Source organism: Saprospira grandis DSM 2844 (genome assembly GCF_000275825.1).
Classification (GTDB): domain Bacteria; phylum Bacteroidota; class Bacteroidia; order Chitinophagales; family Saprospiraceae; genus Saprospira; species Saprospira grandis_A.
On record NZ_JH719942.1, the window covers coordinates 81,126 to 101,612 of the forward strand.

A 20,487-nucleotide genomic window follows, 5' to 3' on the forward strand; every position below is an offset into this window, starting at 1 on the left:
TTTTTTCAAAACTCCCAAGAAAAAGTTGAGGGACTAATGAAAAGCCGAAGAACCGAAAAACCTAATACCTCCTTTCCATATAAAAACTTCTTATCTACGCCCTCTCCCGAAAAAACCAGAAAAAGTTGAGGGACTAATAACGCTATCTCCATACGGCCTCCTGCTCTGCTGCCTAGGGCCAAGCCCCTAGGCGATGAACAGCAGGCGGCGAAGCCGCCATGGCCGAAGGCCAAACGGTTGTTTTTTTGAACCTGTAGGTTAAAACCCACAGCAACAAAAGCGGCCATACTAAATGCAACAAATATGAGCCGATGGTTGAAACCATCGGCCCATATCATTTATAGCAAACAAGGGCTTTAGCCCGCTCTTTGCATAGACTACAACCATGGGCTTCAGCCCATGGCAGAAAAGGCGAGCTCCTAGAATCTTTAATTAAGCTTAGTCAACAGCGGCTATGCTTAGCACCCTGGGCTTCAGCCCAGGGTTGTTACCTGAGCGAAGAGCGGACTAAAGTCCTTGTTCCCTTTTTCTACTTATAGCTTCCCATTAAGCTTCAGCCCATGGGCCCAAAACTACCCAGCCACTAAAAGACACTTTCTTTATCTCTCCTTTTTTTTTAGAACTCCCCCAAGAAAAAGTTGAGGGACTAATGAAAAGCCGCAGGACCAAAAAACCTAATACCTCCTTTTCATATAAAAGGCTTCTTCTCTACTCCCGCTCCCGAAAAACCCAAGAAAAAGTTGAGGGACTAACGAAAAGCCACAGGACCAAAAAACCTAATACCTCCTTTTCATATAAAGAACTTCTTATCTATTCTCTCTCCCACAAAACCCAAGAAAAGTTGAGGGACTAATAAAGGATAGCATTCAAAATCTTGTGTGCGCCCTTTTTGCTGCCTAGGGACAAGCCCCTAGGCTAGCTTTTTCAGACAGCCCTCTGCGAGGGCCTTTCGATATGGCCCTTCTCTGCAAAAACAGATGAGCAAGGCCAGATATATGAGCAGTTGAGGCCCTTTAGGGCTGACTCCATAGGGTTAGCCTAGGGGCTTGTCCCTAGGCGATGAATTGCAGGCGGGCACACTAAATTTGGGCAGTTCGCTGTTTCAATGCTGCTTCGCCTGCAATGGGTTTAGTATAAAGATGCTTTTGCAGGGTTCTGACAGATTTAGAGCGTTTCAATGCTGCTTCGCCTGCAATGGGTTTAGTATTTCTAATTTTTCACACAGTTCTTCAGCTTCTTTAGTTTCAATGCTGCTTCGCCTGCAATGGGTTTAGTATAAAATTCAAGTAGAAATGAAAAAGATAAGCGAAACGTTTCAATGCTGCTTCGCCTGCAATGGGTTTAGTATTATTTTATGTACATTGCAAATACGGCCAATATAGTTTCAATGCTGCTTCGCCTGCAATGGGTTTAGTATTTTTATTGCAATTTCTGGTGCAGGATTAGGTGCAGTTTCAATGCTGCTTCGCCTGCAATGGGTTTAGTATAGAAGTTGTTCTGTAATAGAAACTTTAACGCTTAAGTTTCAATGCTGCTTCGCCTGCAATGGGTTTAGTATAAAGGGGCCTCGACTTGTTAACTTGACTCTGACAAGTTTCAATGCTGCTTCGCCTGCAATGGGTTTAGTATAGACTGGAATTATTCCCGTGCTCACATTGGGTACGGTTTCAATGCTGCTTCGCCTGCAATGGGTTTAGTATGATTTTAAAAGTTTAAGAGGATTATTCCTCCAAGAATAGTTTCAATGCTGCTTCGCCTGCAATGGGTTTAGTATTCACCAGTTTCCAAACCACAATAAAAAGACATGGTGTTTCAATGCTGCTTCGCCTGCAATGGGTTTAGTATGTAAGAAATTTAAAGAGTTCGGCGTGCCTTCGCGGTTTCAATGCTGCTTCGCCTGTAATGGGTTTAGTATGCCGAAACGACTGCTCTTTACCTTGAGCTCTCTAAGTTTCAATGCTGCTTCGCCTGCAATGGGTTTAGTATCCCGTTCTCGGGAGACTTTGCGGAGAGAAAAAAGTTTCAATGCTGCTTCGCCTGCAATGGGTTTAGTATTCATTTAAAAACCTTGAGGAGTTCGACAAACTGGTTTCAATGCTGCTTCGCCTGCAATGGGTTTAGTATAGCCCACCCGCAACGCTAACGCTCGCAGGGTACCGTTTCAATGCTGCTTCGCCTGCAATGGGTTTAGTATTCATTTGACCCCGTCTTCTTTGCGTTGGCGAAGTAGTTTCAATGCTGCTTCGCCTGCAATGGGTTTAGTATAATTGCAGCAGCGGATTGATGTATTCACTAAAGAATGTTTCAATGCTGCTTCGCCTGCAATGGGTTTAGTATTCGGCTGGCCTCCATCAGCCTGTTGGCGGCGCAGGTTTCAATGCTGCTTCGCCTGCAATGGGTTTAGTATATAAATTTCGTTTTGAATGTCTTTAAGTTGTTGTGGTTTCAATGCTGCTTCGCCTGCAATGGGTTTAGTATTGTAAAATCAGCCGATCCAAAAGTTGCGTTAATAGTTTCAATGCTGCTTCGCCTGCAATGGGTTTAGTATTGTTAAAAAATCCGTCGATGACCGACCCTTTAAGGGGTTTCAATGCTGCTTCGCCTGCAATGGGTTTAGTATGTAGGGGATTTAGTTCTCAAAGACCCTTGTACAAACGTTTCAATGCTGCTTCGCCTGCAATGGGTTTAGTATTACTTGGTACAACCCAAGGACAGCAGTCAGATGAATGTTTCAATGCTGCTTCGCCTGCAATGGGTTTAGTATAGTATTGAAGCAGGCGAAGCAAGCACGTGGCGATTGTTTCAATGCTGCTTCGCCTGCAATGGGTTTAGTATAAAAGGCCTTAGAACTACCGTCTTAAAGGCAGCCGGTTTCAATGCTGCTTCGCCTGCAATGGGTTTAGTATACACATCACCCCAATAAAGGGAGATGATTAGTGTTAGTTTCAATGCTGCTTCGCCTGCAATGGGTTTAGTATAAAGGCGTATCCGCCTCTTCTTCTTCTTTCACTGCGGTTTCAATGCTGCTTCGCCTGCAATGGGTTTAGTATAAAATAGAAATACTGGCACCTTACCTCTCTAATATAGGTTTCAATGCTGCTTCGCCTGCAATGGGTTTAGTATCACAATTTGTGGGAAAACTCCAATTAATTAAAATATGTTTCAATGCTGCTTCGCCTGCAATGGGTTTAGTATACTACTACAGTAGCCGAAGAAATTCCGTCACAGTGTTTCAATGCTGCTTCGCCTGCAATGGGTTTAGTATAGAGTAGTAAAACAAAAGAGGACAATGAAAGAGGAGTTTCAATGCTGCTTCGCCTGCAATGGGTTTAGTATTAGCAGATGGTCAAACTGTTTAACCGGTTCATCGAGCGGTTTCAATGCTGCTTCGCCTGCAATGGGTTTAGTATCTAGATGATTTATTAGAATATTCCGTTAAAGACGGAGTTTCAATGCTGCTTCGCCTGCAATGGGTTTAGTATAAGTAAGACGGTCAAGTTCAACTTTATCCAATTTGTTTCAATGCTGCTTCGCCTGCAATGGGTTTAGTATTTTAAAATCTTAAAATCATTAATGATGAATGGCTGTTTCAATGCTGCTTCGCCTGCAATGGGTTTAGTATACTGAATTAGTTCGTACTGAGAAACTTCCTAAAGTTTCAATGCTGCTTCGCCTGCAATGGGTTTAGTATTACAGATTCCACAAAAATATTACGCTAATTTCAATGTTTCAATGCTGCTTCGCCTGCAATGGGTTTAGTATAGCTAAAAACCTACCTTGAAAAAACGGCCCTAAGCGTTTCAATGCTGCTTCGCCTGCAATGGGTTTAGTATTTTTTCCTCTCTTAGCCTCAAAATACGCTGATAAGTTTCAATGCTGCTTCGCCTGCAATGGGTTTAGTATTTTTGAGAATGAACTACTTTGCACCATTTCAACGGGTTTCAATGCTGCTTCGCCTGCAATGGGTTTAGTATAATACATAATTCTCCATCTTCACCACTTAGAGCTAGTTTCAATGCTGCTTCGCCTGCAATGGGTTTAGTATCAGATTGGCCTTGAACTTTCACCCTACTACATCCTGTTTCAATGCTGCTTCGCCTGCAATGGGTTTAGTATTGAGAGTATCAGAAGAGGTTTCCACTGCTTCAGCAGTTTCAATGCTGCTTCGCCTGCAATGGGTTTAGTATTTGAAAAAGTCGTTGAGAAGATGAAACCTTATGTTTCAATGCTGCTTCGCCTGCAATGGGTTTAGTATAGTAAGCCGGGAGAAAGTTGGTTGCCAAGAGAACAGGTTTCAATGCTGCTTCGCCTGCAATGGGTTTAGTATTGACGTTGGTAATTCCAACTACAGGAGTTCCCAGTTTCAATGCTGCTTCGCCTGCAATGGGTTTAGTATATTACACGGGCTGATCAATTTTTAATTCTATGTAGTTTCAATGCTGCTTCGCCTGCAATGGGTTTAGTATTAAGGCAGTCTTTGGCGGCAAGCCTTCAAGCGCAGGTTTCAATGCTGCTTCGCCTGCAATGGGTTTAGTATCCAGCGGCACCTATTAAAAGGGTACCGACTTTTAGGTGTTTCAATGCTGCTTCGCCTGCAATGGGTTTAGTATAATAATAACAGGATGAACAAATTCAAGATCAGAATGTTTCAATGCTGCTTCGCCTGCAATGGGTTTAGTATTTTTAAGGCCAAATTTAAATTTGGCATCGAATGCTGTTTCAATGCTGCTTCGCCTGCAATGGGTTTAGTATAGATTCTTAACTTTCAAGAGTTCCCTTTAGGGGAAGTTTCAATGCTGCTTCGCCTGCAATGGGTTTAGTATAAGACACCTCAACTATTTAGCCCTGCAGAAAATGTTTCAATGCTGCTTCGCCTGCAATGGGTTTAGTATACTACGGAAGATGAAAACGGCTACACCATAGGGTTTCAATGCTGCTTCGCCTGCAATGGGTTTAGTATCTGACATCCTATGTAGATTAGGTGGCTCAGTTGAGGGTTTCAATGCTGCTTCGCCTGCAATGGGTTTAGTATGTGAGGCTAGGAAGCAAGAGAACGACCCGTCTAAGTTTCAATGCTGCTTCGCCTGCAATGGGTTTAGTATAACCACAATGAGCAAATTTAACAAGCTGGCCGAGGTTTCAATGCTGCTTCGCCTGCAATGGGTTTAGTATTGGCCTGCGGCCACCCTTGCACAGCGCTGGCGCTGTTTCAATGCTGCTTCGCCTGCAATGGGTTTAGTATTATCTGGTTTCCTTGCCAACAAAAACGACGAAAAGTTTCAATGCTGCTTCGCCTGCAATGGGTTTAGTATTTGATTTAGTCCTGTGTGACCTTCCTTATGGGACTGTTTCAATGCTGCTTCGCCTGCAATGGGTTTAGTATCTAAAATGGCATTTGCCTTATATACTGCTTCTGGTTTCAATGCTGCTTCGCCTGCAATGGGTTTAGTATGGTTGGAAGTATTGTCGTGGTAATGCCATTGAAGTAGTTTCAATGCTGCTTCGCCTGCAATGGGTTTAGTATATTGTAGGGAGAAGGACGGCCAACCGTCCCGTCCTGTTTCAATGCTGCTTCGCCTGCAATGGGTTTAGTATAATACTACAGATTGAGGGGCAGGATGAGCTGGTGGCGTTTCAATGCTGCTTCGCCTGCAATGGGTTTAGTATAATGAAGATGTTCCCAATTGCGCAATGGTGGCGGGTTTCAATGCTGCTTCGCCTGCAATGGGTTTAGTATAAGGAAAAACCGAAGCGATTATTTTGGACCACGGTTTCAATGCTGCTTCGCCTGCAATGGGTTTAGTATGTTGTAGACTGCAACGGTTTGCCTATTTCAGGCAGTTTCAATGCTGCTTCGCCTGCAATGGGTTTAGTATAAAAGCAGCGGGTTTTGCTATTAATTACGGCGGTGTTTCAATGCTGCTTCGCCTGCAATGGGTTTAGTATTTATAGTTATGATAATTATGTAGATGCTATTATGGTTTCAATGCTGCTTCGCCTGCAATGGGTTTAGTATGGGAGCGGATATGGAAGGCTACCAGTTTAGAAAAGTTTCAATGCTGCTTCGCCTGCAATGGGTTTAGTATATCATAGTTTAAAAGTTATAGAGGATTATTCCTCCAGTTTCAATGCTGCTTCGCCTGCAATGGGTTTAGTATTTGGAAAGATGCAAACATATCCGAAAGAAAGCCAGTTTCAATGCTGCTTCGCCTGCAATGGGTTTAGTATAACTTTGAAGTTTACAAAAATGTATTATAGCTATGGTTTCAATGCTGCTTCGCCTGCAATGGGTTTAGTATGCTAAACCTGCCTTTCCTTTATCGGCCTTTATTTGTTTCAATGCTGCTTCGCCTGCAATGGGTTTAGTATTACATAGAAGTCATCTGCCTCTAAGTCATCGTCGTGTTTCAATGCTGCTTCGCCTGCAATGGGTTTAGTATCTTGATCCTATCCCCATACTGCTACAAAGTGAAGAGGTTTCAATGCTGCTTCGCCTGCAATGGGTTTAGTATTTTATGCCTAAAAAATAGCTTAGGCGCATTAAGCAGTTTCAATGCTGCTTCGCCTGCAATGGGTTTAGTATTGGCAAGCCTTCGATATTTTGAACCGATCCATTGTTTCAATGCTGCTTCGCCTGCAATGGGTTTAGTATCGTACATATAGGTCCAGTAAAAGGCAGTCGTAATAGTTTCAATGCTGCTTCGCCTGCAATGGGTTTAGTATAATTACTAGATTTGTCTATACGCATCCTTTAGCGGTTTCAATGCTGCTTCGCCTGCAATGGGTTTAGTATTTTTTGGTTTTTAAATACTAATTCTTCTATTTCGTTTCAATGCTGCTTCGCCTGCAATGGGTTTAGTATCAGAAAAATCCCTGAATCAATGATACAAAAGGGAAGTTTCAATGCTGCTTCGCCTGCAATGGGTTTAGTATATTTTAAGATGAAAAGCCCTGTATCTTTTCAGGATTGTTTCAATGCTGCTTCGCCTGCAATGGGTTTAGTATTAAAAGGCGATTAAGAACTCGTTCTTTTTGTAAGTTTCAATGCTGCTTCGCCTGCAATGGGTTTAGTATGCGCCAAGAGCAGGGCAATGGCGTGCAGGCAGGGAAGTTTCAATGCTGCTTCGCCTGCAATGGGTTTAGTATACCCCCTCGTGGTATTAACAAGGGGAGGGTAAAAAGTTTCAATGCTGCTTCGCCTGCAATGGGTTTAGTATATGCAATCCAGTTCCAGAGAACCTTCTTTAGATATGGTTTCAATGCTGCTTCGCCTGCAATGGGTTTAGTATATATTGGTTTTTATTGTGATTGTAAGCCCGACAAGTGTTTCAATGCTGCTTCGCCTGCAATGGGTTTAGTATTTTCTATGTCTTTTTTAATCCATAAATCTCTTGAAGTTTCAATGCTGCTTCGCCTGCAATGGGTTTAGTATTTTATCTAAATTAGTAGAGACATACACAGGAGTGGTGTTTCAATGCTGCTTCGCCTGCAATGGGTTTAGTATTCAAGCCTGTGCATAATAGAAGTTACGCCACGAGAGAGTTTCAATGCTGCTTCGCCTGCAATGGGTTTAGTATTTGCTCTGTAAGCGCCATTAGTTGCAGCATCGTGTTTCAATGCTGCTTCGCCTGCAATGGGTTTAGTATCGGATTGGGTAAAGCAGTACGAGGCCTTGAGATGTTTCAATGCTGCTTCGCCTGCAATGGGTTTAGTATAAAATGACTACACTTCAAGCCCTACAGATGTATTGGAGTTTCAATGCTGCTTCGCCTGCAATGGGTTTAGTATGCAAGAAATACAACAAAGAAAGGGACGCCTCAAGACGTTTCAATGCTGCTTCGCCTGCAATGGGTTTAGTATAGCCGCCCAATACTTTTCGTCAAATCCCTTTGTTAGTTTCAATGCTGCTTCGCCTGCAATGGGTTTAGTATTTATAAGCACCATTGTAGAAGTGTCAATTAGCTGTTTCAATGCTGCTTCGCCTGCAATGGGTTTAGTATTATTAGACTCAATAGAGTCAGCCAACTTTTCTCCTAGTTTCAATGCTGCTTCGCCTGCAATGGGTTTAGTATAAGGCAATATTATAACAACAACAATTTAAAAATTTGTTTCAATGCTGCTTCGCCTGCAATGGGTTTAGTATGCTTATCAATGATTTCTCCGAAAGCTTTACCAGCAGTTTCAATGCTGCTTCGCCTGCAATGGGTTTAGTATTTACAAAGCCAAACATAAGTTTGGCTTTGGTAAAGGGTTTCAATGCTGCTTCGCCTGCAATGGGTTTAGTATTTTACTATCGGAAGCTCGCCAAAGTTTGGAAAGCAGTTTCAATGCTGCTTCGCCTGCAATGGGTTTAGTATTAGCCAAAATTAAAATCTCCAACTATAATAAGTTGGAGTTTCAATGCTGCTTCGCCTGCAATGGGTTTAGTATTTAACAAGCAAATGCTACATGAAAGGGCCAAACAGCAGTTTCAATGCTGCTTCGCCTGCAATGGGTTTAGTATAACTGCACCCAGATATAGGTTTCTATCATTACGGGTTTCAATGCTGCTTCGCCTGCAATGGGTTTAGTATCTAACGCAAATAAAACACTCCAACAAACTTTTGTTTCAATGCTGCTTCGCCTGCAATGGGTTTAGTATTAGCCAAAATTAAAATCTCCAACTATAATAAGTTGGAGTTTCAATGCTGCTTCGCCTGCAATGGGTTTAGTATAATTGAAAAACCCAAAGTATAAAGAAGATGCTTTGGGTGTTTCAATGCTGCTTCGCCTGCAATGGGTTTAGTATTCAAATATTCAACAAGTTTATTTCTCAATTGTAGATTGTTTCAATGCTGCTTCGCCTGCAATGGGTTTAGTATTTGCAATAAATTTGTTTAAACCAAAAAGCCCCCCTGTTTCAATGCTGCTTCGCCTGCAATGGGTTTAGTATCAAACGGGTCTAAAAAATTCAAAGGCTGTAGACATGTTTCAATGCTGCTTCGCCTGCAATGGGTTTAGTATCAATCTGTTTTACAAAGCGATCATAAGACGTTGAGGTTTCAATGCTGCTTCGCCTGCAATGGGTTTAGTATTATCCCAATACAGAAGCAGGCGAACGCATTGCAAAAGTTTCAATGCTGCTTCGCCTGCAATGGGTTTAGTATGTTGGCGGGACGCTTATCTTTAAATGGAATGAAGGTTTCAATGCTGCTTCGCCTGCAATGGGTTTAGTATAAGCACTTTGAAATGGTCGCTTTGGGTGCCAATTGTTTCAATGCTGCTTCGCCTGCAATGGGTTTAGTATAAATTAATTCCTAATGAACATTTTAGAAGTATTTGTTTCAATGCTGCTTCGCCTGCAATGGGTTTAGTATCCTGCTGGGCCGATTGCCGAGCCGCTACCCGCAAGTTTCAATGCTGCTTCGCCTGCAATGGGTTTAGTATTTCAAAGCGCCAAAGAGGTAACATCTGGCCAATGGCAGTTTCAATGCTGCTTCGCCTGCAATGGGTTTAGTATAGACAAAGTAAGTAGATGGGCCAATATCAAAGTAGTTTCAATGCTGCTTCGCCTGCAATGGGTTTAGTATCATGAGCCAATTGGTCTCTCCGTTTCGGAGAGTAGTTTCAATGCTGCTTCGCCTGCAATGGGTTTAGTATTCCAGAGGGTTAATCCTCGGGCTTTGGATAGTGCGGTTTCAATGCTGCTTCGCCTGCAATGGGTTTAGTATCGAGGAGGAGGCCGCAAAAGTCAAGGAAGAGCCAAAGTTTCAATGCTGCTTCGCCTGCAATGGGTTTAGTATCGACATTGAAAAGGTAAGCTCAATAGCTTTAAAACGTTTCAATGCTGCTTCGCCTGCAATGGGTTTAGTATTGGCCTTACTCCTTTCTTAAAGATACTGTTAGCAGTTTCAATGCTGCTTCGCCTGCAATGGGTTTAGTATGCTCCCAAATACAGCCTCTTGGAACCGTCCAAGGGGGTTTCAATGCTGCTTCGCCTGCAATGGGTTTAGTATCTAGCAGCCACCCCAATGCCGCCCGCCGATTGAGGTTTCAATGCTGCTTCGCCTGCAATGGGTTTAGTATACAACTATGATTAAGCCTATCTTTAGCAATGATGGTTTCAATGCTGCTTCGCCTGCAATGGGTTTAGTATTTATATAAAAGAAACTCTTTAATCAATTAGACTGGAGGTTTCAATGCTGCTTCGCCTGCAATGGGTTTAGTATTAAGTCCGAAGTTCATTTCGAGTATTCAGTTGAATGTTTCAATGCTGCTTCGCCTGCAATGGGTTTAGTATCCACCAAATGGACGTACGACATTAGCTGCAATGAAGTTTCAATGCTGCTTCGCCTGCAATGGGTTTAGTATTCAAAAGGGCTAATCCAGCGAGCACGCCAAGCACCGTTTCAATGCTGCTTCGCCTGCAATGGGTTTAGTATAAAAAGCCTTAGGCGATTAACTTATAACCAGCGGGGTTTCAATGCTGCTTCGCCTGCAATGGGTTTAGTATCCCTAATTTTGACGCTCAAGAAAGGCGATGTTATTGTTTCAATGCTGCTTCGCCTGCAATGGGTTTAGTATTAGGGCGGGGCCGTCCTTTGTATAAGACAAAAAAAGTTTCAATGCTGCTTCGCCTGCAATGGGTTTAGTATATTCCTTTCCGCCAACTCCTTTTTGTTGGAGTAGGTTTCAATGCTGCTTCGCCTGCAATGGGTTTAGTATATTTCGCCCAGAAAATCATTGAACTCCACAATGGAAGTTTCAATGCTGCTTCGCCTGCAATGGGTTTAGTATTAGAAGTCTGTTGCTCTATCCAATTGAGCTATGGGGGCGTTTCAATGCTGCTTCGCCTGCAATGGGTTTAGTATAAGTTGGAAAAAGTAATTTCTGATTTTGAGAATAAAGTTTCAATGCTGCTTCGCCTGCAATGGGTTTAGTATCAGGTCATACTACATACGGTGGTCATGACTATCGTGTTTCAATGCTGCTTCGCCTGCAATGGGTTTAGTATAGCTGGGGTTGAAGTGGATCAACAGAGCATTGAGTTTCAATGCTGCTTCGCCTGCAATGGGTTTAGTATAAAAGGGGCTAGGGTTGAGATATGGCTTAATGAAGTTTCAATGCTGCTTCGCCTGCAATGGGTTTAGTATTTTTCAACTTTGGCCAATGACTGTTTTTGAGAAGAGTTTCAATGCTGCTTCGCCTGCAATGGGTTTAGTATCCCCAATGAAATTGATGACAATCAAAACAACGTAGTTTCAATGCTGCTTCGCCTGCAATGGGTTTAGTATAGCCCCGGCCATCGCAGCCAAGGAAGCTGAACAGCGTTTCAATGCTGCTTCGCCTGCAATGGGTTTAGTATACTATCGAGGAGCTGAAACGGCTAGGGCTTAATAGTTTCAATGCTGCTTCGCCTGCAATGGGTTTAGTATACAGAGCTACTTAGCCGGGCCAGTCAACTTGAAAGCGTTTCAATGCTGCTTCGCCTGCAATGGGTTTAGTATAGACGACTTGAGTCCCCAGATAAAACGCTTTCCTGTTTCAATGCTGCTTCGCCTGCAATGGGTTTAGTATAAAGATCAATTTTCAGAATACGTGGTAAACATGTAGTTTCAATGCTGCTTCGCCTGCAATGGGTTTAGTATTTGTCTACCCGTCCCCGTTCGGTCTGCTTCTGCGGTTTCAATGCTGCTTCGCCTGCAATGGGTTTAGTATTAGTTCTGCTCAAGTTTACTGAAGGCATATCAGCCATGTTTCAATGCTGCTTCGCCTGCAATGGGTTTAGTATCAATTGGAAGTTGGCAGCAATGAGGTGCAGTGAGGAAGTTTCAATGCTGCTTCGCCTGCAATGGGTTTAGTATGTGCACCCATGGCTTCTTCTTCCTTTGTGCGGGTGTTTCAATGCTGCTTCGCCTGCAATGGGTTTAGTATTTGATTACCTTGTAGAAAACTACAATACGTTAGGGTTTCAATGCTGCTTCGCCTGCAATGGGTTTAGTATCGAGCAGGCACTGGCGGAGGCTGGGGTTTTCAACCTGTTTCAATGCTGCTTCGCCTGCAATGGGTTTAGTATTGTCGTGGTGATGCTCTTTAATTATTCCCTGGAACGTTTCAATGCTGCTTCGCCTGCAATGGGTTTAGTATATAGTATCCCTCCGAAGTGACAACAACCAGTTTTGTTTCAATGCTGCTTCGCCTGCAATGGGTTTAGTATAGATGCGTGAGATTGAGTTCTTGAAAATGAAAGCAGTTTCAATGCTGCTTCGCCTGCAATGGGTTTAGTATAGAAGTACTATGTAGATTACTGGGCATTAAAGATGTTTCAATGCTGCTTCGCCTGCAATGGGTTTAGTATTTATCGGGGTACCCGGTTTCATCTGCTAAATTTTGTTTCAATGCTGCTTCGCCTGCAATGGGTTTAGTATAATAAAGGAGGATACACCTCCATTTTCAAGGCCAAAGTTTCAATGCTGCTTCGCCTGCAATGGGTTTAGTATAATATAGGGTTGATTACAAATGAAAAATCAGTAAAGTTTCAATGCTGCTTCGCCTGCAATGGGTTTAGTATGCTGGTGACGTTTATGGCTCAGGTGAATTTGAGGATGTTTCAATGCTGCTTCGCCTGCAATGGGTTTAGTATGAGGTAGTTAAAGAAGATGACAGTGTATCATCGAAGGGTTTCAATGCTGCTTCGCCTGCAATGGGTTTAGTATAATTTCGCATCTACTGCGATGTTTTCGCCTTTTCGTTTCAATGCTGCTTCGCCTGCAATGGGTTTAGTATCCTAATAAGACTAGCAAAGGCCAAGAGCAAAAGGTTTCAATGCTGCTTCGCCTGCAATGGGTTTAGTATTAGACTATGATCATTTTCAGAAAGTTGTACAACTGTTTCAATGCTGCTTCGCCTGCAATGGGTTTAGTATTTTAATCATAATTCGATCTTCACCTGTTTCTGGACAGTTTCAATGCTGCTTCGCCTGCAATGGGTTTAGTATCCTCACGATGAATTGCGTGAGGAATTTCATCATAAGTTTCAATGCTGCTTCGCCTGCAATGGGTTTAGTATGAAGACGTTTATGCGTCTGGGGACCATGCTGGTCGTTTCAATGCTGCTTCGCCTGCAATGGGTTTAGTATTAAGGCCTTTCTTTACTTAGATGCCAAAGCAGCGGTTTCAATGCTGCTTCGCCTGCAATGGGTTTAGTATAATACGGAACGGTTAAGGGCTTAGTATTTCCCAAGTTTCAATGCTGCTTCGCCTGCAATGGGTTTAGTATAACTTCAAATTCAGCAGCCATTTATATTTATTTTAAAGTTTCAATGCTGCTTCGCCTGCAATGGGTTTAGTATTGCAGCCCACCATAGTCTTTCTCTTAGATCTTTTACAGTTTCAATGCTGCTTCGCCTGCAATGGGTTTAGTATGGGAAGAGCAAGCTACCCAGTTGAAAAAGCTGAGAGTTTCAATGCTGCTTCGCCTGCAATGGGTTTAGTATTAGTAACGGATCCCTAAAACCTCAGGATCAACGGTGTTTCAATGCTGCTTCGCCTGCAATGGGTTTAGTATAGAACCCCCGCCAGATAACGGAGGAGCAGTTTGCCGTTTCAATGCTGCTTCGCCTGCAATGGGTTTAGTATTTTCAGTTAAAAGATTAGGTAAGTAAGCACCATAGTTTCAATGCTGCTTCGCCTGCAATGGGTTTAGTATTTAATACGCAGGCTCTATCCACCACCTTTGGCGAGGTTTCAATGCTGCTTCGCCTGCAATGGGTTTAGTATAAACTAAGGATTCAGAGATCGCTTCCCTCCAAAGTTTCAATGCTGCTTCGCCTGCAATGGGTTTAGTATTTATCATTGTGGGCGGCCTAATAACCGCAGGAACAGTTTCAATGCTGCTTCGCCTGCAATGGGTTTAGTATCGGCAAAGCCCCAATAGTTCAGCGCAGCCGCCGCAGTTTCAATGCTGCTTCGCCTGCAATGGGTTTAGTATTGTTGCTGGGTAACATTTTATAAACAAACAAAAACTGTTTCAATGCTGCTTCGCCTGCAATGGGTTTAGTATAACTTATAACATGACATTAGAAGAAAAATTGGCAGTTTCAATGCTGCTTCGCCTGCAATGGGTTTAGTATGATCGTTATCAGGCGATCCAATTTTACTTTGAGGGTTTCAATGCTGCTTCGCCTGCAATGGGTTTAGTATTTAGGCTGGTTACTAGGTATTTTCAGATTGCTAGAGTTTCAATGCTGCTTCGCCTGCAATGGGTTTAGTATGAGGATGAGCTCATCGAAGAGGATGAGTACAAGGGTTTCAATGCTGCTTCGCCTGCAATGGGTTTAGTATTTTTACAAGGTATCTATTTTGGGGTAATTACTAGCCTGTTTCAATGCTGCTTCGCCTGCAATGGGTTTAGTATGCGAAAAAGCAACCTTTTCCCTCCAATTTTTAAAAAGTTTCAATGCTGCTTCGCCTGCAATGGGTTTAGTATGAAAAGGCTGACTTTATCAACAAGTACCAAGCCGCAGTTTCAATGCTGCTTCGCCTGCAATGGGTTTAGTATAGCTCAGCGATGATTTTAGCACTCTCTTGGAGTGGTTTCAATGCTGCTTCGCCTGCAATGGGTTTAGTATGCTGTGATAGTAGCCATAGTTTCATAGTTTTAATGGTTTCAATGCTGCTTCGCCTGCAATGGGTTTAGTATTATTTACCTTCTAGCTGCCCTTCTAAGGGGCTTAAAGTTTCAATGCTGCTTCGCCTGCAATGGGTTTAGTATCAATTATGGTTTGATTCAGACCTTTTTCGTCTGACGTTTCAATGCTGCTTCGCCTGCAATGGGTTTAGTATACACAAAAATGGAATATGCCAATGTGGAATTGGAGTTTCAATGCTGCTTCGCCTGCAATGGGTTTAGTATTCGCCCAAAAAATTATCGAACTTTACAACGGTAATAGTTTCAATGCTGCTTCGCCTGCAATGGGTTTAGTATAAAACTTACAAAATGTATCGTAAGTTGAAAAATGTTTCAATGCTGCTTCGCCTGCAATGGGTTTAGTATATATATAGAAGTAAGAGATAAAAAGCTTTTACGATAACGTTTCAATGCTGCTTCGCCTGCAATGGGTTTAGTATGCAGCCCCTTTAGTTCTTCTTTATTCATCTTGTTGTTTCAATGCTGCTTCGCCTGCAATGGGTTTAGTATCATCACTAAGCAGGCTCTAGATGGAGCCATTGAAAGTTTCAATGCTGCTTCGCCTGCAATGGGTTTAGTATACTATCCCTCCGAAGTGACAACAACCAGTTTTGGGTTTCAATGCTGCTTCGCCTGCAATGGGTTTAGTATAAGCCTCAGTGTTATTCAACACTGCTTTGCCAAAATGTTTCAATGCTGCTTCGCCTGCAATGGGTTTAGTATCTGATTACCATTGATTTGGCGAAGCCCCGAAAGCGTTTCAATGCTGCTTCGCCTGCAATGGGTTTAGTATTAAACTAGGGAGGCCCTAGGCTCGCCTGCTAAGCGTTTCAATGCTGCTTCGCCTGCAATGGGTTTAGTATATATATAGAAGTCATTAGGCGAAAAGGCACAAAACAGTTTCAATGCTGCTTCGCCTGCAATGGGTTTAGTATTAATGCAGACATTTCCGAGGACATCTTAAACAAAAGGTTTCAATGCTGCTTCGCCTGCAATGGGTTTAGTATTTAAGGCTTGTAAAATAGCATCTCTACGGCCACTTGTTTCAATGCTGCTTCGCCTGCAATGGGTTTAGTATAAAGTTGCCATTCCTTTGTATTGCTCTAATGCTTGTTTCAATGCTGCTTCGCCTGCAATGGGTTTAGTATCGATAGTTCGGCTGATTGAGCAGGGAAATAGAAAAGTTTCAATGCTGCTTCGCCTGCAATGGGTTTAGTATTTGACTCTCGTTGACCCCACTACTCCTGTGGGGGTTTCAATGCTGCTTCGCCTGCAATGGGTTTAGTATTGGCCCGAACTGCCATTGTATTGAAGATTAACTTGTTTCAATGCTGCTTCGCCTGCAATGGGTTTAGTATGTTCTTCGACCATCAGTGCACAATGCTATGTTTGCAAGTTTCAATGCTGCTTCGCCTGCAATGGGTTTAGTATTTGTTGAGACACAAATAGTGTGTCCCGAATAAAAAGTTTCAATGCTGCTTCGCCTGCAATGGGTTTAGTATAGAATACCAAGGGTACTCTAAGGAAGCTATAGAAGGTTTCAATGCTGCTTCGCCTGCAATGGGTTTAGTATTTCCCATCTAACGGACCTTTCTATATTTCGGGCATAGTTTCAATGCTGCTTCGCCTGCAATGGGTTTAGTATTTACAAGGTCTTTCTTCAGCCCCTTGTTACAGATCTGTTTCAATGCTGCTTCGCCTGCAATGGGTTTAGTATTTTATAAAAATAATTTCAAACCCTATTCTTACTATGTTTCAATGCTGCTTCGCCTGCAATGGGTTTAGTATTAATCTCTTCAGAGTCTTTACCAAATAATTCATTACGAAGTTTCAATGCTGCTTCGCCTGCAATGGGTTTAGTATTTAACCTCATTCATAGTGTGTTCTTTTACGTGTGTGGTTTCAATGCTGCTTCGCCTGCAATGGGTTTAGTATTAACATATCTTTTAAGATCGGAACCCTTAAGTTGTTTCAATGCTGCTTCGCCTGCAATGGGTTTAGTATGCATCTGGCATTTTGTTGTTTAGGGCTTCTAAAAGTTTCAATGCTGCTTCGCCTGCAATGGGTTTAGTATAGACGTCCCAGAAATGGACCAGACCGAAAAAGAAGTTTCAATGCTGCTTCGCCTGCAATGGGTTTAGTATTTAAAAATGCTTTTGTCGAAGCGTTTTATTTTTATTGGTTTCAATGCTGCTTCGCCTGCAATGGGTTTAGTATTAATAGGCGGCGGCTGAGAGCCCGCCAATGATAAAAAGGTTTCAATGCTGCTTCGCCTGCAATGGGTTTAGTATAACTGCCCCTACCCCACAGGGCAAAACCTATGGGCGTTTCAATGCTGCTTCGCCTGCAATGGGTTTAGTATTCCATACATTGAAAAAGAAGCCCCTACCCTATGGGGTTTCAATGCTGCTTCGCCTGCAATGGGTTTAGTATCTAGCATCATCAAATACTAGAAAAGTGTTATAGAGTTTCAATGCTGCTTCGCCTGCAATGGGTTTAGTATAAACAACAGCTACACAGACATTTTCAGAGGCCGAAAGTTTCAATGCTGCTTCGCCTGCAATGGGTTTAGTATACCCTATTGGCCGAACAGTTTCCCCAACTAAGTGTGTTTCAATGCTGCTTCGCCTGCAATGGGTTTAGTATTGTTTTTAGTAGCATCTAATTCTCGCCATAGAAGGGTTTCAATGCTGCTTCGCCTGCAATGGGTTTAGTATAGTAGCGATCAAAAACTGCGAACTTAAGAAGTTGTTTCAATGCTGCTTCGCCTGCAATGGGTTTAGTATGCTATATTTTTAAAGAATAGGAGAAATACTCCAAAGTTTCAATGCTGCTTCGCCTGCAATGGGTTTAGTATCTTCTTATGAGTTCCAAACAAAGACTTGTTTTGAAGTTTCAATGCTGCTTCGCCTGCAATGGGTTTAGTATTTCTTCACTTATTACTTACATTGACGGTAAGTTCGGTTTCAATGCTGCTTCGCCTGCAATGGGTTTAGTATACATCATCGCTCAAGTCAAGTTAGACTTGGATAAGTTTCAATGCTGCTTCGCCTGCAATGGGTTTAGTATGAATGAACGGCTGTACGAGAAATCTACTGAATTGAATCGTTTCAATGCTGCTTCGCCTGCAATGGGTTTAGTATCCAAAACCTTATTAAAGATATTTATGCGCAGGCCAAGTTTCAATGCTGCTTCGCCTGCAATGGGTTTAGTATTAGCACGCAAAGGAATTTTACCAAGCTTGACAAACGTTTCAATGCTGCTTCGCCTGCAATGGGTTTAGTATGTTTCTAGAGTCCATGGGGCCGAGCTTGAAACAGTTTCAATGCTGCTTCGCCTGCAATGGGTTTAGTATACGTTCGGCTGAAGAGTTACTATTATCGTTATCAGGTTTCAATGCTGCTTCGCCTGCAATGGGTTTAGTATCGTACTTCTAACATCATCTTCATCAATGAGTACGGGTTTCAATGCTGCTTCGCCTGCAATGGGTTTAGTATGGGTTGCAGGGTTATAAGACTCAGTATAAGCACTGTTTCAATGCTGCTTCGCCTGCAATGGGTTTAGTATAAGATTGTAAAGACGAGCTTAATGCAAATTAGAGAGTTTCAATGCTGCTTCGCCTGCAATGGGTTTAGTATCATACTGGTACAAATGTACCATTTCGTGCACTAGGTTTCAATGCTGCTTCGCCTGCAATGGGTTTAGTATTATCTCCAAATTAGCCTCCCTACGAGGTTAATAGTTTCAATGCTGCTTCGCCTGCAATGGGTTTAGTATAAGGAGAAGATACTCCTTTGTTATAAACTCTTTAGTTTCAATGCTGCTTCGCCTGCAATGGGTTTAGTATAATCCAATATACACACTTTCCATTAAGCCAATACAGTTTCAATGCTGCTTCGCCTGCAATGGGTTTAGTATTAGAAGCCATCGCTAAATGTAGAGAACTTCTACAGTTTCAATGCTGCTTCGCCTGCAATGGGTTTAGTATAAATACATTATAGTCGATTAAGTCCTCATAGATATAGTTTCAATGCTGCTTCGCCTGCAATGGGTTTAGTATTACTCTAAACTCATTACCCACAACTTCAAAGGAAAGTTTCAATGCTGCTTCGCCTGCAATGGGTTTAGTATGACGAGGACTACCAACTGGCCAGATTCCAAGCGCCGTTTCAATGCTGCTTCGCCTGCAATGGGTTTAGTATAAGTTAAGGAAGCTTGTAAAGGCCTCCGCAGTCGGTTTCAATGCTGCTTCGCCTGCAATGGGTTTAGTATAGCTATTATTTTTAGAAGCTAACGATCCTGAAAAGGTTTCAATGCTGCTTCGCCTGCAATGGGTTTAGTATGTTTTCGAATTGGAAGTAATGACTACAGTCAACAGTTTCAATGCTGCTTCGCCTGCAATGGGTTTAGTATTTAAATTACTTTCTTGAGTTCTTCGATGAACTCAAGGTTTCAATGCTGCTTCGCCTGCAATGGGTTTAGTATATGATTTTGGCCTTGTTCACTTCATCGGTAGCCGGTTTCAATGCTGCTTCGCCTGCAATGGGTTTAGTATAAAACAACGTGTCAAAATGCGTAACTACGGTCAAAGTTTCAATGCTGCTTCGCCTGCAATGGGTTTAGTATGCACTACAATGATGCTGTAGCAAGACGTGACGAAGGTTTCAATGCTGCTTCGCCTGCAATGGGTTTAGTATAGGCTCTGAGAGCTGCTCTAATCCATTTGTGGTAGTTTCAATGCTGCTTCGCCTGCAATGGGTTTAGTATAGCTCAACACCGTTTTGGTATACAGAATAGGCATGTTTCAATGCTGCTTCGCCTGCAATGGGTTTAGTATTCTTATGTACTGGAGTATAAATCCGTACAACTAAGTTTCAATGCTGCTTCGCCTGCAATGGGTTTAGTATTCGGCAGAGTATTCTACATCTTTGTCCCTAGATCGTTTCAATGCTGCTTCGCCTGCAATGGGTTTAGTATAGGGTCAAACCGCAGGAAACATTATTGAAACACTGTTTCAATGCTGCTTCGCCTGCAATGGGTTTAGTATAAGTCTAGAAAAACTTACAATATTAGCTACGTTGTTTCAATGCTGCTTCGCCTGCAATGGGTTTAGTATTTAGAAGGTCTACTGAGTACTTAAAGTCATAAGAGTTTCAATGCTGCTTCGCCTGCAATGGGTTTAGTATATTGCTGATGAAGGTATCTCAGTATTCGGTAGATAGTTTCAATGCTGCTTCGCCTGCAATGGGTTTAGTATCTGGGCGCTTGACCCCCATATGGTAGGGATTTAATAGGTTTCAATGCTGCTTCGCCTGCAATGGGTTTAGTATTCCAAGTAGTTGGCCGATACCCAATCATTAACGTGTTTCAATGCTGCTTCGCCTGCAATGGGTTTAGTATAAGGCAAGGCCTCAGCTTGCCGTCCATAATGGAGTTTCAATGCTGCTTCGCCTGCAATGGGTTTAGTATTCTTGCAATTGCTTTCAGCCCTAATATTATTGGCGTTTCAATGCTGCTTCGCCTGCAATGGGTTTAGTATAAGAGTTTACTATTATTGAATGGCGGCACGGTGTAGTTTCAATGCTGCTTCGCCTGCAATGGGTTTAGTATGCAAAACCAGAGAAATGATTAAGCAGATCGAAGTTTCAATGCTGCTTCGCCTGCAATGGGTTTAGTATCAAAGAGCTACGAGGTAAGGATTTGACCGATGAGCGTTTCAATGCTGCTTCGCCTGCAATGGGTTTAGTATCTTCTAACTCCAGTATTAAGAGAAAGTATTTTGAAGTTTCAATGCTGCTTCGCCTGCAATGGGTTTAGTAT

1 CRISPR repeat array (cut by a window edge) is annotated in these 20,487 nt (G+C 42.6%).

Annotated features, from left to right (window positions below):
* Positions 1-1,099 precede the first annotated feature (1,099 nt).
* Positions 1,100-20,487: a CRISPR direct-repeat array (repeat unit 36 nt; unit sequence GTTTCAATGCTGCTTCGCCTGCAATGGGTTTAGTAT) (it continues 567 nt past the right edge of the window).